The 23195-nt window shown below is 67.8% G+C and carries 21 protein-coding genes; 5 read left to right on the top strand and 16 right to left on the bottom strand.

The window, feature by feature from the left end:
* Positions 1 to 84: 84 nt before the first annotated feature.
* Complete coding sequence (locus tag ACWGCN_RS12060; RefSeq protein ID WP_378991358.1) at positions 85 to 837, top strand: DUF6319 family protein; 753 nt, start codon at positions 85 to 87, stop codon at positions 835 to 837.
* A 1-nt stretch (position 838) separates the two neighbouring features.
* Here ACWGCN_RS12060 and ACWGCN_RS12055 read toward each other — a convergent pair whose 3' ends face one another.
* Complete coding sequence (locus ACWGCN_RS12055; protein ID WP_452459622.1) at positions 839 to 2344, bottom strand: diguanylate cyclase; 1506 nt, start codon at positions 2342 to 2344, stop codon at positions 839 to 841.
* A gap of 292 nt (positions 2345 to 2636) precedes the next feature.
* On the opposite strand from ACWGCN_RS12055, the gene galK reads away from it, so the two are divergent.
* From galK to ACWGCN_RS12040, 3 genes are all read left to right on the top strand, one after another.
* Complete coding sequence (gene galK / locus ACWGCN_RS12050; protein ID WP_452459621.1) at positions 2637 to 3743, top strand: galactokinase; 1107 nt, start codon at positions 2637 to 2639, stop codon at positions 3741 to 3743.
* A gap of 154 nt (positions 3744 to 3897) precedes the next feature.
* Complete coding sequence (locus tag ACWGCN_RS12045; RefSeq protein ID WP_452459620.1) at positions 3898 to 5616, top strand: sodium:solute symporter family protein; 1719 nt, start codon at positions 3898 to 3900, stop codon at positions 5614 to 5616.
* Positions 5617 to 5628: 12 nt separating this feature from the next.
* Positions 5629 to 5877, top strand: a complete 249-nt coding sequence (locus ACWGCN_RS12040; RefSeq protein ID WP_378991363.1) for a hypothetical protein — start codon at positions 5629 to 5631, stop codon at positions 5875 to 5877.
* Positions 5878 to 5978: 101 nt separating this feature from the next.
* On the opposite strand, the gene ACWGCN_RS12035 is transcribed toward ACWGCN_RS12040, so the two are convergent.
* The 11 genes from ACWGCN_RS12035 to ACWGCN_RS11985 all read right to left on the bottom strand — a co-directional run bounded on the left by ACWGCN_RS12035 (position 5979) and on the right by ACWGCN_RS11985 (position 17057).
* On the bottom strand, positions 5979 to 7562 hold the full coding sequence (locus tag ACWGCN_RS12035; protein WP_452459619.1) for an alkaline phosphatase D family protein: 1584 nt from the start codon (positions 7560 to 7562) through the stop codon (positions 5979 to 5981).
* 70 nt (positions 7563 to 7632) lie between these two features.
* Positions 7633 to 7965 carry a hypothetical protein gene (locus ACWGCN_RS12030; protein WP_378632903.1) on the bottom strand — a complete coding sequence of 111 codons (333 nt, stop codon included), beginning with the start codon at positions 7963 to 7965 and terminating at the stop codon, positions 7633 to 7635.
* Positions 7966 to 8030: 65 nt separating this feature from the next.
* On the bottom strand, positions 8031 to 9491 hold the full coding sequence (locus tag ACWGCN_RS12025; RefSeq protein ID WP_378991366.1) for a PepSY-associated TM helix domain-containing protein: 1461 nt from the start codon (positions 9489 to 9491) through the stop codon (positions 8031 to 8033).
* Positions 9492 to 9786: 295 nt separating this feature from the next.
* A complete protein-coding gene (locus ACWGCN_RS12020) occupies positions 9787 to 10347 on the bottom strand; it encodes a hypothetical protein (RefSeq protein ID WP_379314187.1) in 561 nt (186 codons plus the stop codon).
* 66 nt (positions 10348 to 10413) lie between these two features.
* A complete protein-coding gene (locus tag ACWGCN_RS12015) occupies positions 10414 to 12072 on the bottom strand; it encodes an acyl-CoA synthetase (protein ID WP_378991368.1) in 1659 nt (552 codons plus the stop codon).
* Between the two features lie 126 nt (positions 12073 to 12198).
* Complete coding sequence (locus ACWGCN_RS12010) at positions 12199 to 13827, bottom strand: acyl-CoA synthetase (protein ID WP_378991369.1); 1629 nt, start codon at positions 13825 to 13827, stop codon at positions 12199 to 12201.
* A gap of 101 nt (positions 13828 to 13928) precedes the next feature.
* Complete coding sequence (locus ACWGCN_RS12005) at positions 13929 to 14423, bottom strand: ArsR/SmtB family transcription factor (protein ID WP_101468527.1); 495 nt, start codon at positions 14421 to 14423, stop codon at positions 13929 to 13931.
* A 98-nt stretch (positions 14424 to 14521) separates the two neighbouring features.
* The gene (locus ACWGCN_RS12000; RefSeq protein ID WP_452459618.1) at positions 14522 to 15154 is read right to left on the bottom strand and encodes a hypothetical protein; all 633 of its coding nucleotides are present in this window, start codon (positions 15152 to 15154) and stop codon (positions 14522 to 14524) included.
* Between the two features lie 165 nt (positions 15155 to 15319).
* Positions 15320 to 15697 (bottom strand): PIN domain-containing protein, encoded by a 378-nt coding sequence (locus tag ACWGCN_RS11995; RefSeq protein WP_378632914.1) that lies wholly within the window; start codon positions 15695 to 15697, stop codon positions 15320 to 15322.
* Complete coding sequence (locus ACWGCN_RS11990; protein ID WP_266292300.1) at positions 15694 to 15996, bottom strand: type II toxin-antitoxin system Phd/YefM family antitoxin; 303 nt, start codon at positions 15994 to 15996, stop codon at positions 15694 to 15696. The genes ACWGCN_RS11995 and ACWGCN_RS11990 overlap by 4 nt, the downstream gene beginning before the upstream one ends.
* A 77-nt stretch (positions 15997 to 16073) precedes the next feature.
* On the bottom strand, positions 16074 to 17057 hold the full coding sequence (locus ACWGCN_RS11985; protein ID WP_378991371.1) for an AurF N-oxygenase family protein: 984 nt from the start codon (positions 17055 to 17057) through the stop codon (positions 16074 to 16076).
* A 223-nt stretch (positions 17058 to 17280) separates the two neighbouring features.
* Here ACWGCN_RS11985 and ACWGCN_RS11980 point away from each other — a divergent pair, with 223 nt between their 5' ends.
* On the top strand, positions 17281 to 18243 hold the full coding sequence (locus ACWGCN_RS11980; protein ID WP_378991372.1) for a DUF5996 family protein: 963 nt from the start codon (positions 17281 to 17283) through the stop codon (positions 18241 to 18243).
* A 22-nt stretch (positions 18244 to 18265) separates the two neighbouring features.
* Here the strand turns inward: ACWGCN_RS11980 and ACWGCN_RS11975 are convergent, their stop codons facing one another.
* The 4 genes from ACWGCN_RS11975 to ACWGCN_RS11960 all read right to left on the bottom strand — a co-directional run bounded on the left by ACWGCN_RS11975 (position 18266) and on the right by ACWGCN_RS11960 (position 23153).
* Positions 18266 to 19279, bottom strand: coding sequence for a TIGR03617 family F420-dependent LLM class oxidoreductase (locus tag ACWGCN_RS11975; RefSeq protein ID WP_378991373.1), 1014 nt, complete (start codon positions 19277 to 19279; stop codon positions 18266 to 18268).
* A 185-nt stretch (positions 19280 to 19464) separates the two neighbouring features.
* Positions 19465 to 20679: an acyl-CoA dehydrogenase family protein gene (locus ACWGCN_RS11970; protein WP_378651825.1), complete on the bottom strand. Its 1215-nt coding sequence runs from the start codon at positions 20677 to 20679 to the stop codon at positions 19465 to 19467.
* Between the two features lie 30 nt (positions 20680 to 20709).
* Positions 20710 to 22107: an acyl-CoA dehydrogenase family protein gene (locus ACWGCN_RS11965; RefSeq protein WP_378651822.1), complete on the bottom strand. Its 1398-nt coding sequence runs from the start codon at positions 22105 to 22107 to the stop codon at positions 20710 to 20712.
* A 284-nt stretch (positions 22108 to 22391) separates the two neighbouring features.
* Positions 22392 to 23153, bottom strand: coding sequence for an alpha/beta fold hydrolase (locus tag ACWGCN_RS11960; RefSeq protein ID WP_452459485.1), 762 nt, complete (start codon positions 23151 to 23153; stop codon positions 22392 to 22394).
* Between the last annotated feature and the right edge of the window lie 42 nt (positions 23154 to 23195).

Genomic DNA, 23195 nt, shown 5'->3' with positions numbered 1-23195 from the left:
GGCGGCTCGGGGGAGAACTTGTCGGTGCTGTGCGGCATCATCGGTGCGAAGACCACGCTGTAGCACCAACCCCCGGAGTCCACGATGTCCTCGCCGAGCACCAAGTCCGCATCCCGCCGATCAGCACCGCCGGTACTATCCGACGCCGAGCTCGCGCGTATCGCAGGCGAGCTCGCCGAGGGCAAACCGCCGATGGTGTGGTTCACCGCCGCCGCTGTCGGTGTCGCCGAGGGGAAGTCGGGCAAGGTTGTCGCGCTCGACGATCCGTCCGCGGGCGACTTCCTGCAGGTGCGGCCCACCGGTTCCAAAGATGTGCTCTCGTTCGGCCCGAGCGAGGTGACGCTGACCAAGCCGGCCCGCGGGACTACCGTAGCGCCGGGCGGATCCGCACGGACCCGCCCGGACAGTGCCCCCGCGCCGAGCAACCGAAAGGACAACACTGTGACCCAGCCGTCGACCCTGCCGAGCGCTGCTACGCCCGCGCCGAGGTCGCTCGCCCCGGTAGCCGATGATCCCAAGCCCGCCCCGGCAGCGCCGCGGCCGGCGAAGGCTCCCGCGGTGCGCAAGGCCAAGGTGGCCGAGGTGACCGTGACCCTCACCGGAACCGCCGACGGTGAGTGGACTGTCGATGTGATCAACGGTAAGAAGCGCAGTGTGAAGGGGTTGGCGGTCAGCAGTGCGGCCGTCGCTCAGGCCGCGAAGATCCTGCACCCCGAGGTAGAGGAAGTGGTGGCCGGGATTCTGGAGGCTGCTCGGGGGGCTCAGCAGGCGAAGGTCGCGCAGTTGCAGGCCGAGCTGGAGGCGGCTCGGAAGCTGTTGGAGGAGTTGGGGGACTGACCTACTGGGCCACCCGCTGAATCCGCGGGGAGGCGGAGATGCGCCGCCGCGTCGACGGCTTTCTCAGTTCGTCGTGGAAGCTGAGACCGAGGCGATATTCCTTGGCGTGATACATGGCGGCGTCGGCGGTGCGGATCAGGTCGTAGATGGTTGTTTCGGTGGGGCGGGTGGTCAGGCAGGCGACGCCGATGCTGGCGGTGATGGGGATTTCACCGCAGCTCAGTTCGAAGGGGCGGATGAAGGCGCCGAGGATGTGTTCGGCCAGCACGGCGGCTTCGGTGCGGCTGCGTGGTGCCAGGACCACGAATTCGTCGCCGCCGTAGCGGGCCGTGAGGTCGGCGCTGGCGGTGGTGCGGCGGATGCGGGACGCGGCGTTGGCGATGAGTTCGTCGCCGACGGCGTGACCGTAGCTGTCGTTCACCATTTTGAAGCCGTCGAGGTCGATGAACAGCAGACACAGTGGTTTTCCGGCCCACTGATCGCGATAGCGGTGTGGTGCGCGCAGCAGCGCGGCCCGGTTGAACAGCCCGGTGAGCAGGTCGTGGTCGGCCTGGTACTGGGCGCGGCGTTCGCTGCGTGTGCTGCGCGCGATGGCGCGTTCGCTGCGCACCAGGACACCGGCCAACAGCAACGTGAGCAGCGCGCAGATCACCACGCGGTCGACCACGCCGAGGTCGGCGCCGACCACACTCACCAGCGAGGCCGCCACCAGTGCCACCGCGATCATCCCGGCCCGTTGCCGCGATCGATGCGGTCCCACACTCTCGGCGTCGCGCAACCCGCCCATCGTCGGCTGCACCGCGGCCAGCCCGGCCAGCAGGTACGCCCACTGCTGCGGCACCAGCGCGAATTCGGGATCGACCGCGATCGTGCCTGCGGCAGTGAGGCTTTCGATCAACCCACCGATGAGTACGGCGATCAATGCGGCCTGCAACAACCGCAGCGATGTCTCCGAGCGGACCACCGTCGCCAGCGAATGCGCGAGCACGGTAGCCAGCAGCGCGTGGATCAGCGGATAGCTCGCGGCCGGTGCGGTATCGACGAACCCGGTGCTGTGCCGCAGGATCGGCGAGATCAGGAATGTCCACGAGGCCAGCAGCGCGCTGAGCCCGATGAGCGTCGAGTCCAGCCAGAGGTCGCGGGCATTGCGCAGTCGGTGCGGCTGCAACCAGCCGACGGCGGCCACGCCGAGGCACAGCGAGGCCGCCAACGTACACAGATCGTCGACCGGGTGCCAGCTCGGGTGCAGCCCGAGCGCGCGTATCGCGGTGCCCGTGGCGAACAGCGGCACCGACGCGGCCAGCAGGTACCAGGGCAGCCGGTGCGCGGGCCGATGGCGGTACATGCCGTACCCGATCATCGCCAGCGATCCCGCGACGATCACGATGAGCAGCAGAAACGGCAGCGCCCGGCCGCCCGCCAGCGGCGCGATCAGCACGGCCCCCGCCGCGCCGAGCGATACCGCGCACCGTCGCAGGCTCCCGTAGCGTGTCTCGCTGATGGTCATCAGCCCCCCTCGATCTTGCTGCGCACGCGACGAGCGTCGATTCGAATGTGAGGCCGGTGAATCACTCGAAGTATCGGCCGAGAGCACCGAGTGTTGTTGTCCGAGCACGATCCCCAGCCGGCAGTGCCGACGCTCAAAACCTTTACAACTCAGTCGATCATGACACGTCCACGGCCCTGCTGTCGATGCGTTGAGAGCATTCCCGCATACCGATTCGGTACCCGGTGCTCGACAGTTGCCCGCCGCGGTGTTCGGTGATGACATCGTCGCAGGAAGCGGAAGGGAAGTACGGGTGGAGAAGTGGATCGCGCCGGGCCGGGTGAACCTCATCGGCGAGCACACCGACTACAACGACGGGTTCGTCTTGCCGATCGCCCTGCCGCTCGGCGTCGTCTGCGCGGCCGGACCGCGCGGTGACGGGCTGGTGCGGCTCACCTCGGCGCAGCGGCCCGGTGAGGTCGTCGAGGTGGGCGCAGATGCTCTTGCGGCACAACGGGATCGGCTGCCCGGATGGGCCCGCTATCCGCTCGGCGTCGTCAACGAATTCATCCGCGGTGGTCATCGCTTCAGCGGGGTGGACCTCGAACTCGACGGTGCGGTGCCGATCGGCGCGGGCCTGTCCTCGTCGGCGGCCCTGTGCTGCGCGGTGACGATCGCGCTGCGCGACCTGTTCGTGCCCGCGCTCACCGATCGGCGCATGGTCGAGATCGCCAGGGCGGCGGAGAACAGCTTCGCCGGAGTGCCGACGGGCCTGCTCGACCAGTCCGCCTCGATCCTGTGTACCGAGGGCCACGCCCTGTTCCTCGACATCCGCGCCTTCACCGCCTCGGAATCGACTGCCGCCGAGCAGATTCCGTTCGATCTCGCCACTGCCGGGCTGGCGTTGATCGTCGCCGACACCGGCCACCCGCACGATCTGGCAGACGGCGGATATGCCGAGCGGAGAGCCCAGTGCGAAGCCGCCGCCGCCGCGCTGAAGCTGTCCGCCCTGCGCGATGCCACCTCCGAAGACCTGCCACACTTACGGGATCGAGTGCTGCGGCGTCGCGCGCGGCACGTGGTCACCGAGAACGCGCGGGTGCTCGCGGTCGTCGACCGGCTGCGCGCCGGTGCGGACCCGCGGTCGATCGGTGCGCTGCTCACGGCCTCGCACCACTCGCTGCGCGAGGACTTCGAGGTTTCCGCGCCCGCGCTGGATCTCGCGGTCGACGCGGCACTCGACGCGGGCGCACACGGTGCGCGCATGGTCGGCGGTGGCTTCGGCGGCAGCATCATCGCCCTGGTCGAGCACGCCGACCGGGTGGCCGAGAACATCATGAACCGGTTCGCTACCACTGGTTTCGCCCCGCCCCGCGTCTTCGCCGTCGAGCCTGCCGCGGGTGCGCGCAAACTGGAGTGAACAGTTGTCCATTTTGTTCTGTGCGATTTCGCTGTGCGGCGCAGGACGGGCGCGCACAGTGGGAAGCACCCGAAACAGTTCGACGGACGACGCGACCCGCGCCGTGTGAACGACGCTCGTGTGCCGTCCGGCTCCAGGCCAGGAGGGACACGCTGTGCCGCTTGCCTTTTCGCCCGCCACCCTAGAAGCCTCGTCGACACTGCGGCTCGACGCCGCCCCCGTCGACTACGCGCTGGTCGCCCTGTACTTCGTCTTCGTCCTCGGCATCGGCCTCATCGCCCGGCGCCGGGTGTCGTCGAGTATCGACTTCTTCCTGTCGGGGCGCTCGCTGCCCGCGTGGGTCACCGGTCTCGCGTTCATCTCCGCCAATCTCGGCGCGGTGGAGATCATGGGCATGTCGGCCAACGGTGCCCAATACGGCTTCCCCACCTTCAACTACTTCTGGATCGGCGCCGTGCCCGCGATGCTGTTCCTCGGCGTGGTGATGATGCCGTTCTACTACGGCTCCAAGGTGCGGTCGGTGCCGGAATTCATGCGCAGGCGCTTCGGTACCGGCGCGCACCTGGTGAACGCGTTGAGCTTCGCGGTGGCCCAGGTGCTGATCGCGGGGGTGAACCTCTATCTGCTCGGCACCATCGTGAATGTGCTGCTGGGCTGGCCGCTGTGGATCTCGGTGGTCGTGGCCGCGGTGATCGTGCTGTCCTACGTCACCCTCGGCGGGCTCTCGGCCGCGATCTACAACGAGGTGCTGCAGTTCTTCGTGATCGTGGCCGCACTGCTGCCGCTGACCCTGGTCGGCCTGCACCGTGTCGGCGGCTGGGACGGCTTGCAGGACAAGGTGTCCGGCTCACCGGGTGGCGCCGACCAGTTGCAGACCTGGCCGGGCAACGCGATGAGCGGATTCACCGACAACTTCGCCTCGATCATGGGCATCGTGTTCGGTCTGGGATTCGTTCTCTCCTTCGGGTATTGGACAACCAACTTCGTAGAAGTGCAGCGTGCCTTGGCCACTCACTCGATCTCGGCCGCGCAGCGCACCCCCATCATCGGCGCCTATCCGAAGATGTTCATCCCGCTGATCGTGGTGATCCCCGGCATGATCAGCGCGGTCCTGGTGCCACAGATGATCGAGTACAAGCAGCAGGTCACCGCGAATCCCGATTTCGAGGGCGATGTCACCTACAACCAGGCGCTGTTGTTCTTGATGAAAGAGGTGCTGCCGAACGGCCTTCTCGGTGTCGGGATCGCGGGTCTGCTGGCGGCGTTCATGGCCGGAATGGCGGCCAATGTCTCGGCGTTCAACACCGTGTTCAGCTTCGATCTGTGGCAGCAGTACGTCCGTAAGGGTCGTCCCGACGGGTACTACCTGAAGGTCGGCAGGTTGGCCACGGTCGGTGCGACGGTGGCGGCGATCTTCACCGCGTTCATCGCGGGCGGGTTCAGCAACATGATGGACTACCTGCAGACCCTGTTCAGTTTCTTCAACGCACCGCTGTTCGCGACGTTCATCCTCGGCATGCTGTGGAAGCGGATGTCGCCGACCGCGGGCTGGGTCGGCCTGGTCAGTGGCACGCTCGCCGCCGTGTTCGTGTTCCTGCTCAACGAGACCGGGGTGACGAACCTGTCCGGGCAGGGCGCCAGCTTCGTTGCCGCGGGCGCCGCGTTCGTGGTCGACATCGCCGTCAGCGTCGCGGTCACCCTGGTGACCAGGCCGAAGCCGCCCGCCGAACTGGTCGGCCTGGTGTATTCCGAGACACCGAAGGCGATGCGCACCGACGCCGATGCCGACTCGCTGCCCTGGTACCAGCGGCCGACCCTGCTCGCCGGGATAGCCCTCGTGCTGGTGATCGCCCTCAACATCATCGTCGGATAAGGAGTCAGCACCATGCTTTTCGATATCCGCACCATTGTCGGTGCGCTGCTCGGCAGCTACGGCGTCGTCCTGGTGATCACCTCGCTGGTGCAGGACAGCGCGGCCCAGGAGGTCAAGACCGGCGGGATCGATGTGAATCTCTGGGCGGGGCTCGGCATGATCGGGTTCGCCGTCGTGTTCATCGGCTGGGCGCTGCTACGCCCGGTCCAGGTCCCCGAGGGTGCGGCGATGACGATGGAGGAATTCACCCCGGATCCGTGACGCGTGCGCGCCCGGGTCGGTGTGCGGGGCGCGGGTAGCGTCGAGGCTATGGCGACACGATGCGCGCGTTGCTGACCGGTGCCGCCGAAGGGCAGCTGACCTCAGGCTGACCTGACCGTGCCGGGGATCCCGTCCTCGACAACGAAACTCGCCCGCGTGCTGATCGGGGCACCCGGACGGCTCACGTAGGGGACCACGCGGAAGTCGTTGCGCCACTGGCGATGGTCGAGGTCGACGCGAACATAGCCGCGTTGCCGGTTGTAGAACTTCAGGTCCGGGTTGGCGGCCAGCAGCGTACGACCCGCGTCGGTGAGATCCGCGCCGTCGCTGCCGGTGCTGATCGATGTGCCGGTGAATTCTGTTGCCACGACCGGTGATTCGGGATCGGCGTAGTCGCGGCGTAGGTCGGCGACGTAGTTCTCGTGGCGGTCGCCGGTGATCACGACCAGGTTGTCGACCGCGTGGTCGGTGGCTGCGGCCAGCACCGTATTACGGTCTGCGACATAGCCGTCCCAGGCATCCGTGCCGAGCAGCAGGTCGGGGCCGGGGTCGTAATCGGACTGGGCCATGGCGACCTGATTGCCGAGCACCTGCCAGCGGGCAGGCGAAGTGGCGAAGCCGTCGACGAGCCAGTCGCGTTGGGCCGCACCGAGAATGGTGCGGTCGGTGGCGAAACGGTCGGCGCATCCGACGACCGCCGAGCCGTCACCGCACGCCTGCGGGGTGCGGTACTGCCTGGTGTCGATCATGGTGAATTCGGCGAGATCGCCGAACCGGTAGCGGCGGTGCAGGTGCATCGACGGGCCTGCGGGCAGCTGCGCCAAGCGCATCGGCTGGTGCTCGTACATGGCCTGGAACGCAGCGGCCTTGCGACGGCGGAACAGCGGCGCGAGGCGGTACACGTCGAAGCCGAGGCCGGGACTGTCACCGGCCCAGTTGTTGTCGAGCTCGTGATCGTCGAGGGTGACCAGCCAGGGGAACGCCGCGTGCGCGGCCTGGAGCGGCGCTTCGCCTTTGGCCTGGGCATAGCGCAGTCGGTAGCCCGCCAGATCCACTGCCTCGCCGGCGAGTTGCGGTGGCAGGTGCGCACCGCGGCGGGCCAGCACCCAGGAGGATTCGTAGATGTAGTCGCCGAGATGCACGACGAGGTCGAGATCTTCGGCGCTGAGGTGCTCGTAGGCGGTGTAGTACCCCGAACTCCACGACTGGCACGACGCGAAGGCGAACCGGAGCCGCGCGGTCGGGCTGTCGAGCGCGGGCGCGGTGCGGGTGCGCCCGACCGGCGAGATCGCCGAACCGGCCCGGAACCGGTAGTAGTACCACCGATCCGGTGCCAGCCCGGCGACCTCGGGATGCACACTGTGCCCGAGCTCGCGGGTCGCCACCGCTGAGCCGGTGACCACGACTTTCGTGAATCGTTCGTCCTCGGCGACCTCGTAGTCGACGGTCACCGGGGCGACCGTCATCCCGCCGTACCCGTCTGGTGCGAGCGGATCGGGGGCGAGTCGCGTCCACAGCACCACTCCGTCCGGGGTCGGTTCGCCGGACGCGACCCCGAGCGAGAACGGTTCGCCGAGCCGCCGTGGCGCGGCGAACCGCGCACTGCTCACCGCGGATACCCCCACGACAGCGGCGATCGAACCGCCGATGCCGCCGTGCAGGAGTTGTCGGCGAGACAGCGTCATCCGCTGATCCTTTCACCGCAAATCCGAACCAGCCACCGATCGTGTCGGGTTCGGCGTCGCGATGCGGGTGTCAGAGCCGGAAGATCCGCGAGCCGACGGCCCACCCCGCGCTGGACCAGTTCGGACCGAAGCACGCCACGGTGCCCGCCTGGCCGACCGGCAGGTCCTGGCGGATCGTGTACGGCCCGACGGCGAAGGGTGCGATGTTGTAACCGATGCAGTCGACCTCGAGCCGGTAGGTGCCCTCGCCGCCGTAACACCCACCATTGAACGCCCACGGGCCGTTCATCGACCCCTGGCAGCCGGGATCAGCGGCGGCCGTCCCCGCGGCGACACCGGTCAAGGCGACCGCGATGGCCGGAGCGGCCAAGCACATCGCTACTGCGCGAGCTGAGGTTCTCATGGGCAAGCTCCGATCATCGAGGGTCAGGGGTTACATGGGATGTTTCCTCGATAGTTAGCCATGCGTTACACCGTGTCCGCGCGAGCGGCCAGGCCCAATGCGACATCGATGAGCAGGAAAACGATCAAGCTCACGCCGATGAGCGGGAGGAACCAGCCGACGGCGACCGCCGCGCCGACCAGCGGAACGGTGATCCACGGCGACGTGCGGCGCAGCACCCCACGCCGTGGCGGGACGGGCAGAGCAGTCCTGCGGGTGGGTCGACGCTGCCACCACATGCGGTAACCGAGCACGATCACGGTGACGAGGCCGACCATGATCGCGAGCAGCAACAGCTGGTTGACCAGGCCGAACAGCAGACCCATGTGGAAGGCGATGCCCCAGTTGGTGAGCTTGGCCATCAGCGGCCAGTCGGCGAACGCCAGCCGGTCGGTGACCGTGCCGGTCGCGCCGTCGACGGCGAGCGAGTCGACGGTGTAGGTGCCGGGCAGGCGCAGTTCCTTGATGCCGAACGCCTTCTCCGGCGTCGCCGGGATGGCGATTTCGGCGCCCTGGGTGATGCCCTCGGCGCGAGCGACCTCGTAGACGCGATCGAGTTGCGCGATCCGTGCCGAGGGGTCGACCGGGGCCGGGCCGGTCTGTCCCCCGCTGTGGTGGTCGCCGCCCGAGGACTGGGCGGGACCGGCGGTGCCCGGCAGTTTCACACTCACCGCGGGGGTGGTCCAGCTGAGTTCTTCGCGCAGCGTCGTGACGTTCTCACCGGCATAGGTGGACCACGTCATGCCGGTGGCCGAGAGCAGCAGCACCACGGGCAGGATCCAGACGCCGATCGCGCCGTGCCAGTTCATCTTTCGACGCCTGGTCTGGGACAGATCCGGCTTGAGCAGCCACTGCGCCGACCTGCGGTCGCGCCGCTTGCGCACCCGGTGCACCCACAGCACCAGCCCGAACAGCGCGATCACCCACAGCCACGACGCGGCCAGCTCGCTGTAGAGCCTGCCGGGCTCGCCCAGGTGCAGGCTGCGATGGAACTCGCTGAGCCAGGTGCGCAGTGGCAGCGCGCCACCACTTCCGTAGACCACCGACTCGCCGACCGGCTGGGCGGTGTGCGGGTCGACGAACACCGACAGCCGCTCGGAATCGCCGAGCGCCGGATCGTTGAACAGCACGCGCGTGGTGTCGCCCTCGTTCGGGGCGGGGGCGACCGCGACCAGAGCGAGGTCGGGGCGCGCCGCGACCGCCGCGCCGACCTGGGCGGACAGGGCCTGGTCGGGCCCGGTGGTGTCGACCTGCAGCAGATCGCGCGAGACGAACCCTTCGATCGTCGGCGCGATCGCGTACAGCGCGCCGGTGAGCGCGGCGATCAGGATGAACGGGGCGACGAAGAACCCCGCGTAGAAGTGCAGGCGCAGGGCCAGCGGAGACAGGCGTAAGCCCCGGCGTGCGCCGGAACGTGGACTGTCACCGGGGATCGGTGGTGCCGAGGGGGAGTTCTCCTCGGCCGGACGAGTGTCCGTGATGCTCATGCTGATTCATTTCTGGAGTACTGGAACCCGGTGCGCGCGGACAAGGCACGGCTCGGCACCCGCATCGACGACGGCGCGCGAAGGCCGTCGACCTGGTGCGGCGTGGAGCCTGCCGATCGTCAGGCGCGGTCTTCGTCCGAGCGGAGCCGGACGAACACGGCCGATCGGCGGCGTACGTCGAGTGCCACGCCCACGTCGAGAGAACGGGTGACGTCAGCGTAGGGAGGCGACAATGAGGCGCGTGTTCGACACGGGGACAGCGCACGACGAGCCCGTGCACCGGGTGAGGGAAAGGTCAGAAAGGAACAGCGAGCGGGGGAGCGCGGGTTCGCAGCGACGACGTGGCGAAGATTCGCAGGATGACGCGGTCGCGGTGGGCCAGGCGCAACGGCGCCGGGTCGGGGATGCGGGGAGTGCGGTAGCGCAGCGGCAGGATGCGCGCCAGCACAGCGCCGCCGACCCGGTAGGCGGCCTCGGCGCCGACGATGACGACGGCCGCGAGCAGCGCGGCGACGGTGTGGGCGGTGAGCATGCCGAGTCCGAGCGAATCGTCAGCCGAGTGCGAGTGCCCCGACCAGCTCATCGTGGTGTGGCCGACCAGCTGACCACCCAGCAGCACCGCCGCCAAACCCAGCGCACCGTGACGCAGTGGTCCGATCCCGGCGACCAGTGCGCCGACAACCGCCGAGGCCGCCGCCAGCAACACGATCGCGGTGCTGCCCGGCAGCGCCCCACCGGCGGCCAGCCCGTGCGCGGCCAACGACAGCGCGCCCGACATCGAGCCCGCGCAGGCGCCGCGCAGCCGCGCGCCGACCGCACGCGACGGCGCGGACGCCTGCTCGAACCCGATGATCACGCGCTGATGATAGTCGACGGACGAGGCCCGCTCGGCGGCAATAGAGCGGGCTACGTCCAGCCGTTCTCAGTCGGACTCGACCGGCATCTCGATCAGCGGCTTGCGCAGCAGCTTGCCCGTCGCGTTGCGCGGCAGCTCGTCGACGAAGATCACCTCGCGCGGCACCTTGTAGCGGGCCAGGTTCTCGCGGACGTATTCCTTGATCTCCTTGGCGTCGCGCTTGGACTCCGGGCCGGGCACCACGATCGCGCGCAGCCGTTTGCCGTAGTCGTGGTCGTCGACGCCGACCACCGCGGCCTCGAACACATCGGCGCGGCCCGCGATGAGGTTCTCCACCTCCAGCGGGAAGACGTTCTCGCCGCCGGAGACGATCATGTCGTCGTCGCGGCCGTCGATGTAGAGCAGACCGTCGGCATCGAAATGGCCGACGTCACCGCTCGACATCATGCCGTCGACCATTTCCTTGGTCCGGCCATCGGTGTAACCGGTGAACGCGAACCCGTTGTCCACGAAGATCGTTCCGGTGACATTCGGCGCGGTGATCGGCTTGCGGTTCTCGTCGAGCAGCACGATCCGGATGCCGACCGGTGCCTTGCCCGCCGTGGTCGGCGCCTTGCGCAGATCCTCCGGGGTGGCCACGGTCATCACCGCGCATTCGGTGGAGCCGTAGAGGTTGTAGAGCGAGTCGCCGAAGTAGTCGAGGGTGCGGGTCACCACGTCGGGGGCGATCGCCGAGCCCGCGGCGAAGATGACCTTCATCGTCGACGGGTCGTACTTCGCCAGCACCTGCTCGTCCAGATCGAGGATGCGCTGCAGCATCGTCGGCACCACGACCAGCGAATCCGCCTGGTACTTCACCACATTGGCGAGCGTCTGCTCCGGGTCGAACCGGCGCTGCTGGAAGATGACCCGGTTTCCCAAGGCGAGCCCGAGGGTGAACTGCGACAGGCCGGTGCCGTGGAAGATCGGCGCCGCCATGATCATGGTGCCGTTGTTGGGCAGCGGCACCCGATCCACGAACTGCGCCGACGCGAACGGGCTCACCTTGTCGCGCGGTGCGCCCTTGGGGGTGCCGGTGGTGCCGCTGGTCAGGATCACCATGCCGCCGGGCTTGCTCGGTGCGGTGATCGCGGCGGTCGAACGATCCGCCGACAGCGAGGCCACGGTCGGGATCGACGGGTCGGCCCCGTGCGCTTCGTCGACCCAGGTGAGCACCCGCGGGATCTCGGTGGGGATGGCGCTCATCAGGTCGAGGAACTCGCTGTCGTGCAGCACCGCCTTGACCTTCTCGCGGGCGGCGACATCAGCGAACTGCGGCTTGGCGAACCCGGTGTTCATGAGCACCGCGCGCACACCGAGCTTGCCCGCCGCGAGCAGGCTCAGCACCATGCCGCGATGGTCACGGGCCAGCACCGCGATCACGTCGCCCTCGCTGATCCCACTGGCGCGCAGGCCGCGGGCGAAGGCGTTGGACTGTGCGTCGAGTTCGCCGAAGGTGATCTCGCCCAGCTCGTCGACGATCGCGCCCGCCTGCGGCCTGCTCTGCGCGGCGTGCATGACGACGCCGGCGAACGGGCCGAACTTCGAGACATTGCGGAACGAACGGGCAGCGTGGTCGAGGCGCAGCGGATTGAACAGCTTGCGATCGACCATGACCTTGACGCCGAGCGCGAAGTCACCGGCACGTCGGGCGGTAGTACCTAGCGCGGGCAGAGACAGAGACATCGAACAGCCTTCCGGCAGACCGAGCCCACGCAGAACCGCAGGCCGGACCGCGTCTTCGAGATCCAGTGCTGTCGCTAACACTAGCAAGCGATCCGGCCGCGCTGTCTACTCCGTAGTAGCCAGGGCCTATCCCTGTGAGACCTCATAGTCGATGAGGGTGCGGCGCACGATCTTGCCGGTGGCGTTGCGGGGCAGTTCGTCGAGGAAGATCACCTCGCGCGGCACCTTGAACCTGGCCAGATTCGCCTTGACGTGCGCCTGGAGTTCGGCGGCGTCGAGGGTGTGACCTTCTTCCAGGACGACGAAGGCGCGCAGGCGTTTTCCGAACTCCGGATCGTCGACGCCGATCACCGCCACGTCGAAGATCTCGGGCCGCTCGACCAGCAGGTTCTCGACTTCCTGCGGGTACACGTTCTCGCCGCCGGAGACGATCATGTCGTCGTCGCGGCCGTCGACCATGAGCAGCCCGGTGTCGGTGAAATGGCCCATGTCGCCGCTGGACATGAAGCCGTCGATGATCTGCTTGTGCCTGCCGTCGGTGTAGCCCTCGAACGGCGCGCCACTGCGTACGAAGATCCGGCCACGCGCGCCCGGCGTCTTGACCTGCTGATCCTCGTCGTCGTAGAGGCGGACCTCGCAGGTGATCGGCGAACGGCCGACCGTGCCCGGCGCTTCCGCCAGCTCGGCCGGGTTCGCGATGGTCGCGATGGCGACCTCGGTCGACCCGTAGAGGTTGTAGAGCACCGGTCCGAAGGCCTCGGTGGCCTTGATGCACAGCTCCGGGGTGAGCGCGGAGCCGGCGAAGAGGATGACCTTCAGTGAGGACAGGTCGTATTTCGCGCGGACGTCGGCAGGCAGCTCGGTCATCCGGTGCAGCATCGTCGGCACGCACACCAGCATCTCGACCTTGTGCTCGGCGATCGCGGCGAGGGTGGCCTCGGCATCGAATCGGCGGCGCATGACGATCTTGTTCGACAGGATCGTGTTGACCAGCCAGGTGCCCAGGCCCGTGCTGTGGAAGATCGGCGACACGATCATCGCTGTACCGCGCTTCGGGAACGGTACGCGGTCGACGAACTGCGCGGTCGCCATCGGCGTGACCTTGGTGCGCGGTGCGCCCTTGGGCAGGCCGGTGGTGCCACTGGTAAGGATGATGAAGCCGCCCGGCTTGCTCGGCGCGGGCAGATCCTCGGTGGAGTTGTTCGCGACGAGGTCGTCGAATGTCGTGGCGCCCGCCGGGAGTTCGGTGCCCTCGTCGACCCAGGTGAGGTAGCGCGGCAGGTCGGCGGGCAGTGCGTCGAGCAGGCCGAGGAACTCGCTGTCGTGCAGCACCGCGCGCACGTTCTCGCGTTCGCAGACCTCCGCGAACTGTGGTTTGGCGAAGCCGGTGTTCATCAGCGCGATGCGCGCGCCCAGCTTGCCCGCCGCGATCATCGACATGATCAGGCCGCGGTGATCGCGGGCCAGCACGGCGATGACCGTGCCCTCGCCGATGCCCGCTTCGCGTAACCCGCGGGCGATGGCGGTGGACTGCTCATCGAGCTCGCGATAGGTCAGCTCACCGCGCTCGTCCACGAGGGCCACCTGGGCGGGGGCGACGCGGGCCGAATGGCGCACGAGGGTGGCCTGCGGGCCGTAGATCTTGGATTCCTTCATCGTCCGCAGGGTCTCGAGCGGTGTTTTGGGATCGGAGACTCCGCGCGCGCGGAGTACACCGATCGCCTTCACGCTTTCGAGCAGATGTGACAGGTTCACTCGACTACCTCCGCAGCTTGGATCACTCGACGCTCACCGTAGCAGTCGATGTGCTGTGCATCACAGTAGTCTAACCGGGCATTTGGGACATCTCCACAAGATCAGCGCTGGGCCGCCGCCAGCACCGCGAGGAGCGGGACAAGCCTGCCTTCCGGCACCTCGAAACGGCCCAATCCCGCGGTCTGCAACCAGCCGACGGCGGCCAGCTGACGCAAGTGCTGGTAGATCTCGGGTGAGGTGCCCAGTTCCGCGATGGCGGCGAGATCGGCGGCGGTTCTGCGCCCGTAGACGATTTCCTGAAGTAGTCGCAGCCGGACCGGATCGGCCAGCGCGGCAAGGCAATTGGCCGCTTCGATGGTCCAGACATCACCGACGATGGCATCGGTGGGGTACTGGGCCTGCCAATCGAAGCGCTCACCGGTGGGCAGTTGCAACGCGCCCGCCAGCAGCACCCCGCCGGTGCGTTTCCCGGCATCGGCGAATTCCTGCCGCAGGCGCGCCACCGCCCACGGCAGCTGCGCGTGCTCGGGCTGCGCGCTCTCCAGCGCGGCAACACGGCGTTCCAGTTCTTCGAGTCGGTCGACCAGATCCTCCACGCCGGTCAACCTACGCCACACCGAAGCTGTTGCGCTGCTTCATCGAAACGACAGCACACCCCGGATCCGGTGGACCCGGGGTGCGCAGTGGACGAACGTCAGCGCGTGACAGCACCGAACGAGGGCTGCTGGATGGTGCCGAGCTGGTAAGCGAACCCGTCCGGGTGCGCCTCGTCGACCGGCACCGGCCAGCGGTGCCACAGGTTGCCGTACACCGCCGCCACGACCAGCCCGGCGCCGGTGTTCAGCGACGCCGTGCGGATGGTGGTGTCGACCGGCACGTCCTGGTGTTCGTTCAGGACTGCGGTGCCGCTCTGCCCGCTCGACAGATTCAGCCACATGACCTCGAGCTTGGCGTTGCCCTGGTTGGGCGAGATGGCGCCGGGCCCGCCGAAGAAGCCGAGGCGGAAGCCGTCGATATCGAGGGCGATGCCAGAGCCGTACACCCCGGACCCGCCGCCGTTCTGGCCGATATCGGAGGTCGCCGGGATCTGGAACGGCTGTGCCGGCAGCGCGACATCGACCGTGCCGTCGGCGGCGAGCTTGTCGAGGGCGGCGAGTGCGCCCGGATTGTTCGCCACCGACGTGCGCAGCTGCGAAACGGCCGCGGCCACATCGACAGTCTGTGTCGTCGGTTCCGCGACCGCGGGGCCCGCGAAGACGATGGCGACGGCGGCCGAGGTGGCGGCTACCGCGGTGGTGAAGCGACGCATGAAACTCAGATGATGCATAACCAGCTCTCCTCGAGTGTTCCTGGTACTGCTTTCCCTGGTAATTCGTCCGCTGTGCGGGTCGGTCGGGCTATCAGCCGCCGACCACCTGTGCACGGTACCGACAGCAGATGTGGGATCTGTCACTACCCCGGGGAAAGCCGAGTTCAGGACCTCGAGGGTCGGTTACGGCATGTTCGCGATCTCCACTTTGTAGCCGCGATAGAGCTCGGGTTTGGCGGTGAGGACCGGCATGTCCAGATTCTGCGCGGTGAACACCACGGGCGCGATCAGTGGCCAGTCGAGATGGTCGTCGACGATCGGCACCGTGGTGCCGATGCGGATCGCGGTCGGGGCGTCGAGTTCGGCCCAGCGCACGGCGACGCGATTGTCGAGCAGGCGCCCGAGCTCATCGATGTTGTCCACGGCGCGCATCGCGGCCATCAGACTCACGGTGGGCACCACCAGGATTCGGCGCTGCTGGGTGAACTGGCGCATGATCACCTGCCCGAACAGTGGCGACAGGGCCAGCGAGGTGAGCGCGGTGTGGTCGGCGACGCTCACTGGCGGCTGTCCAGCGCGCCCATCAGCTTGCTCAGTTTGGCTTCCGCCTCGGCGATGTCTTCCGCCGAATGCTGGGTGATCCTGGCGTCGAGCTTGCCCAGGATCTGCTCCCGCAGGTCATCGTTGAAGTACGCGGGGGGCAGTGCCCCGTGCCGCAACACCTCAGCGGGTACCACCGCGACCAATTCTTTCCCCTCCCGCGTCACGATCACGGGCCGTCCGCTCGCGGACACCCCGTCGAAAACACTACCCAGCTGACCACGTAACTCGGTCAGCGGCACACTGTCGTAATCGGCCATAGTCAACTGTACATCGCTGTGTACAGTTGACTATGGCCGAACGGTGTTCCGGTGGGACGTCGTGCTCACCTGATCGCTCAGGCGACCTTGCGGGCCGGTTCGCTGCGGTAACGGGTCACCGGGCCGTCGATGCCCAGTAGGCGCCAGGTCAGCTTGGCGACCGGGTTCATCAGACCGCTGTTGGTGGCGAGGGCACGCACATCGCCGAAGATATTGCGCATCGTGGTCTGCGATTCCTCGCTGCCCCAGTAGGCGTCGCGCATGACCTCCGCCGGAATGTCGAACTTCTCGACGAATTCCTTGGGCGGGGTCATGATCATGTCGAGCATCACCCGCATGGCGATCGGGAAGGCCACGGAGAGCACCGATTTCGTGATCGGGTTCATGCCGGGCACGTTGCGGCGCAGGTATTCGTGGGCGAAGGAGATGTGCCGGGCTTCCTCGGCCACGTGGATCTGCATCACCCGCTGCACCATCGGGTGCAGATCGACGCCGGCGCGCAGCAGTGACTTCTGCAGGTGATCGATCGGCTCCTCGCCGCCGAGGATCATCGTGAAGAACAGTTCGGGGAAGTACTTCACCGCGGGCCAGATGGCCATCGTCAGCTTGCGATCGATGGTGCCCATGCCGATCACATCGCGGTAGCCGATGCGGTTGATCATCTCCTGGAACATCATCGTGTGGTTGCACTCTTCGGCAGCCTCGTGGGTGATGTACCGGAATTCCGGGTCGCCGTTGGGGACCGACACCAGGTACTGCATCAGCCCGCGGATCAGCAGCTGCTCGAAATCCAGGCCCACCTTGGCGATGCCGGCCTGGCGCCACATGCCGATGGCGATCTGCTTCTCGATCGGCTGGGCCTTGTACCAGGGGTGACGGCCCAGCGGGTCCTCTTCGGGCATGATCCAGCGCGGGTCGTCGCTGTGCACGGCGAACTCGGGGGATTCCCAGTCGATGTCGACGTAGGGGTCGAAGTGCCGGTTGACCGAACCTTCGGACAGGTTGCGCAGGATCTCGTGGTACTCGGGATCGGTGGCGGTGTTCTTGATTGTCGACAGCATCAGCGGTGTCTCCTTCGGTGTGGCGCGACTCCTACGTTATATGAGACTCAGAGTCCCACACAACCCCTCTGATGGTCGGATTCGTCCTTGCGGCGCGATCTACCAGCGCCGACGTACGATGAAACGTCGCAGGACACGCCGAACGGTTGACCAATCAGCCAGCGCACCTGGCTGTGAACGGGCGGGGCCCACGGGGTCGCGCACCGAGAGAGCGAGGATCCCGATGGCACGTTCGACTCCCGCCAAGGCCGTATGGCCGGCCCTACGCGTCGACTCCTGGTCCGACACGCGCGACACCCTGCACATGTGGTCACAGATCATCGGCAAGCTGACAATGGCGGGCACTCCGCTGGTGAACCACTGGTGGAATATCACGTTCGCGGTCAGCGCGCGCGGGATGACGACCGGTGCGATTTCCGTCGACGGCCGCCTGCTCGACATCGAATTCGACTTCGTCGACCACGAACTCGTCCTGCGCAGCAGCGACGCCCGCCGCGCCACGATCGCCCTGCGACCGCGCACGGTCGCCGACTTCTACGCCGAACTCGGCCATGTGCTCGGCCGGCTGGACATCGTGGTCGATATCGAAGCCTCACCCAATGAGGTCGACCCGGCCATCCCCTTCGCCGAGGACACCACCCACCACTCCTATGACGCCGACGCCGTCCACCTGTTCTGGCAACAGCTCGTCCAGATCGAGCGAGTATTCCAGCTCTGGCGCGCCGGTTTCGCCGGGAAATCCAGTCCGGTGCAATTCTTCTGGGGTTCCTTCGACCTGGCCTGCACCCGCTTCTCCGGCCGCCCCGCGCCCCTGCACCCCGGCGGTGCCCCCAACTGCGCCGATTGGGTGATGGAGGAGGCCTACTCCCGCGAATGCGCGAGCGCGGGCTTCTGGCCCGGTGGCACCGAAGGCACCTTCTACGCCTATTCCTACCCGGCTCCGGACGGTTACTCCGCTCGTCCCGCGGGCCCCGACGGCGCCCAGTGGGACACCACCCTCGGCGAATTCGTCCTCCCGTACGACGTGGTCCGCAATTCCCCCGACCCCGACGCCACCCTCCTGCACTTCCTCGACACCACCTACGCTTCCGCGGCCGACCTGGCCCACTGGGACCGACCGCTGCTCGACGTCGATCCCCACCGCCTCGACCGCCGACTCCACGTCGACGACACGACGGCGCTCTGACCCGTCGGCATCCCGCACGACATCACATCTCCCGCAACAGCTCTGTCAGCAGCGCGGGGTCGACCCGATAGGGCGTGTTGAACCCGAGCCGTTCGACGATTCCGTCGTAGCGCTCGTGCAGTTGCGCCGCCGCGCGGGCGGGGTCGGTGGCTGTGATCGCGACGGCATCGAGGAAATCGTCGTCGACGAGGTCGGCCATCCGATCCCATTCCCCGTTCTTGGACATCGCTTTCAGGCGGGGTCCGAGTTCGGCCCGATCGTGCAGCTGGAGAATCGGCCAGTAGGCCGGTGTCGATCCGTAGAACGCCAGCTGCTTTCGGACGGCCTGCCTGGCCGCGGCGAGCTCGCTCGCGGATCTGCCTGTCGCGACCATCGCCGAATGGTGGATCACGATGTCGTCCACGGGTTTCCGTGCGCGCGCCGCGCCGTGCGCCAGGGCAGGCAGGGTCACCTCGCGCAGAAATCTCGGCGTGCAGAACGGGTGCGACATGAATCCGTCGGCGACCTCGCCCGCCACCGCGGTCATGCCCGGGCCCACCCCCGCGAGATAGATCGGCGGCGGTCCGAACCCGGCCACCTCGTCGGCCGCGGGGCGAAACAGTGGCGGCATGAGGGTGTGCTGATAGAACTCGCCCTGGTAATCGAGCCGCCCGCCCTGCTCCCAGCTCGCCCAGATGGCACGCACCGCCAGCACCATGTCGCGCATCCGGTCGGCCGGTCGGCTCCACGGCATCGAGTAGCGCCGGGTGATGTGCGCGCGGATCTGGCTCCCGAGACCGAGTACGAACCGGCCACGGGAGAAAGCTTGGAGATCCCAGGCGATGGTGGCGAGCAACAGCGGATTGCGGGCGAACGCCACCGCGATCGAGGTACCGAGCTCGACCCGCTCGGTGTGCTCGGCGGCGAGCAACAGCGGCAGAAACGGGTCGTGCGCGCCTTCGAACGTCCAGATGCCCGCGTACCCCGCGGCCTCCGCGGCGGCGGCATCCTTGCCCATCGTGGCGAGCCCGCCGGTCAGCGTGGTGTCGATCTTCAAGACGCGCGTCCCATCACCGTCGTGTGCAGTCCAGCGATGTTCGTGACAGCGCGGAACAATTCGACCATTACCGTAACGCCGCGCAGAACCCATCCGGGCCGATCCGGCAAACGCCGGCCTTCTCCCGGAAACGAAAAACCGGTGCGAGTCGGAACGACTCGCACCGGTTTTCGTTGTCTACCAGCTCACTTCAGTTCGGAGCTGGTCTTTCCGAGCACGCGGCGAGCCACGATCAGCTGCTGGATCTGCTGGGTGCCTTCGAAGATGTCGAGAATCTTCGAGTCGCGGGCCCACTTCTCGAGCAGGGTGCGCTGGGAGTAGCCGATGGTGCCGGCCAGCTCCACCGCCTTGAGGGTGACGTCGGTGCCGGTGCGGCCCGCCTTGGCCTTGGACATCGAGGCCTCGAGGGAGTTCGGCTTCTTGTTGTCGGCCATCCAGGCGGCGCGCAGGGAGAGCAGGTAGGCCGATTCGTAGTCGGCTTCCATGCGCAGGAACTCGGCGGCCGCCGCGGACTGGTTCATCGCGGGGGTGTCGTAGGAGATCTCGACACCCGCCTCGGTGAGGACGGTACGCAGTTCCTCGAGCGCGGCGCGGGTGACGCCCACGGCCATGGCCGCCACAAGGGGACGGGTGTTGTCAAAGGTCTGCATGACCCCGGCAAAGCCCTTCTCCACGTTGACTTCCGGCGAACCGAGGATGTTGTCGGCGGGGATGCGGCAGTCCTGCAGCAGCAGCACCGCGGTGTCGGAGGCCTTGATGCCGAGCTTGTGCTCGAGCCGCGCCACCGACAGACCCGGAGCGTCGCGCGGGACGACGAAGGACTTGATCGCGGCGCGACCCAGGCTCTTGTCGACCGAGGCCCACACCACGATGTGGGTGGCGCGCTCACCGCAGGTGACGAAGATCTTCTCGCCGTTGAGGACCCACTCGTCACCGTCGAGGGTGGCGGTGGTGGTGACGGCGGCGGAGTCGGAACCGAAGGACGGCTCGGTGATCGCCATCGCGGCCCACACCTTGCCGAAACGCGAGAGCTGCTCGTCGGTCGCGACGGCGGCGATCGCGGCGTTGCCCAGTCCCTGGTAGGGGATGGTGAGCATCAGGCCGACATCGCCCCACGAGGTCTCGAGGGCGTTGAGCAGCGCGGACATGTTGCCGCCGTTGGCATTCGCGGTCAGGTCCGCGGCGGCCTCGTCGTTACGGCCGCCCGCGGCGCCACCGATCTTCTGGGTGCCGGAATCGGCGAGCCCTTCGATCATGGCGGCCATCGTGTCGAGCTCGACCGGGTACTCGTGCTCGGCAAGGTCGTACTTGCGGGAAATGGGACGGAAGATCTGCGAGGCGACCTGGTGGGCCTGGTTGGCGCTCGCCTTCAGCTTCTTGGGGAGTTCGAGATTGATCATGAGGGGGCTCCTGGAAGGTGAGAAACGGGCCTAGACCAGCACGATGCCTTCGGCGACACCGACGGAACGAAGGTCGCGGTACCACCGCTCGACCGGGTGTTCCTTGGTGAAGCCGTGGCCGCCGAGCAGCTGCACGCCGTCCAGGCCGATCTGCATGCCCTTGTCAGTGGCCAGCTTGCGCGCCAGCGCCGCCTCACGGGCGAACGACAGACCCTGCTCGGCGCGCGAAGCACCACGCAGGGTGACCAGGCGCAGGCCGTCGAGCTCGATCGCCATGTTGGCGACCATGAAGGCCACCGCCTGACGGTGCGAGATCGGCTCGCCGAACGCCTCACGCTCGTTCACGTACGGGATCACGTAGTCGAGCACGGCCTGGCCGGTGCCGATGGCCAGCGAGGCCCAACCCAGGCGGGCGAGCTGCACCGCGTCGCCGTACTCGGCGGCACGGGTCTTGGCGTCGCTGTCGCCGAGGACGGCGTCGGCGCCGACGGCCACGTTGTCCAGGATCAGCCGGCCCAGGCCCGCGGCGCGCAGACCCATGCTCGGGTCGGCTTCCACCGACAGCCCGGCGGTGTCGGACTCGACGATGAACAGCGCGGGGCGCCCGTCGAGCTCGGCGGCCACGATGAACAGTTCCGCGTCGGCCGCGGCCGGGACCAGGCTCTTCACACCGTTGAGCTTGTAACCGCTGGGGGAGCGGACGGCCTTGGTCTGCAGCGCGAACGGGTCGAACAGGGCGCGCGGCTCGTTGATCACCACGGACGCCTGCGGCACACTCTCGCCGGTGAAGGCGGGCAGGTAGGTCTGCTGCTGGGCGTCGGTGCCCCACTGCGACAGCGCGACGGTGACACCGCTCGGCGCCAGGATCGGCAGCGCCAGGCCCATGTCGCCGTGCGCCAGCGCCTCGGCGACCAGGGAGTTGGTGACGGCGCCGCGCTCGGAGGCCGCGCCTTCCAGCTCCTCGGGCACGTTGATCAGGGTGATGCCGAGTTCGGCGGCGCGCTCGAGCAGATCGCGCGGGGCCTTGGCGGCATTGTCGGCGTCGTAGGCCGCGGGGCGCAGGATCTCGCCCGCGAAATCACGCACCGTCTCGACGATCATCTGCTGTTCGTCGGACGGGGTGAGATCGAAGTAGTCCTTGGTCTTGGACTCGTTGTCGACCAGGCGCTTGGGCTCACCGCCGCCCGCGACCTTGGCGAACGTACGAGTGGCCGCGCCCAGGGTGCGGAACCCGGTCTTGGTGCCCTCGTAGGTGACGCGCTCGATCGGCTTGCGCAGGTTGTACTTGCCCGCGAGCTCCGACCCGGTAATGGTCGTCAAAGCGCGCATCGCGGCGCCCATCCAGTCCCGTTTGGGCTGGCTGAGGCCGACCGCGGACGTGTCGTTCGGACGTCGCTTCGTCGCGCTGTCTCGAGTGCTCATCATCACCTGATTTCCTCGGCTGTCGGGGTGCCTTCGACCCCACCATCTTACTCTTCGGTAAGTCTATCTTACTCCAGAGTAAGATGTGTGCCGACCCAAAGTGGGATTGCCGACCTCCGCCACGCTGGTCGGCGACTGGACTGGTCTTACCCCGATCAGCCGCCGTTGTCGCCGTTTCTGGCCAGACTCATGGCTGCGGTCGATCCCGATTCGTTATGTGTCATGAGATTGCCCGCCATCGCCGCGGCGACGTTTCGCCGTGGTGCGCCCGGGGTGATGGCAGGGGAGTGCTACAGCCCGTGGCGGTCGAGGAATTCGGTCAGCAGTTTGCGCCACTCGTCGGGGCGCTCGACCATCACCACGTGGCCTGCCTCGATCTCGGTGTAGTCGGCGCCGGGAATCGCCGCGGCCAGCGCCCGCGAGTTCGCGGGATCGACCAGCAGGTCGGCGGTGGTGGCCACGACCAGGGTGGGCACCGCGACGGCGGCCAGGTCGGGGGTGGTGTCGACCGACTCGACCAGCGCCGCCTGTTGCCGGGTGCCGCCGGGAATCGAGGCGGCCGTCTGGCGAACGATGTCGTCGATCGCGGCCACGGGCAGCGTGTTGACGAACCCGGTGGAGAAACCGGTGAGCACGACGAGACGGGCGAAGGATTCATGGTCGCCTCGATCCAGGAGGTCCTGCCAGAACCGCACGATGAGCTGGGCGCGACTGTCGGGGGCGGCCAGGCCGGCCGTCAGCAGGAGGCCGGTGACGCGGTCGGGGTGGCGGGTGGCGGCGCGCACGGCCACCGCGGTGCCGAGGGAGAATCCGATGATGGTGAAGGTCTCGACGCCCGCGTCGACGGCGGCCGACACGAGCGCGTCGGCGAGGTCGTCGAGGTTCAAGGGGGTGTCGTCGCCCGGATAGTCCGAGGCGACCACGGTGTGACCGTCGGCGAGCGCCGGGATCACGGTGCCGAAGTTGCTCTCGATCCCGCCGCCCGCGCCGTGCGCGAGGACGATGCCGGGGCCGGAGCCATGGACGGTGGTGTGCAGGGGAATCGTGGTCATGGCGGCGACGTTAGGGATTGACATGGGTGTGAAGGTCAAGCC

The organism is Nocardia sp. NPDC055050 (assembly GCF_053608345.1).
This window is presented reverse-complemented; position numbering and strand designations above follow the sequence as displayed.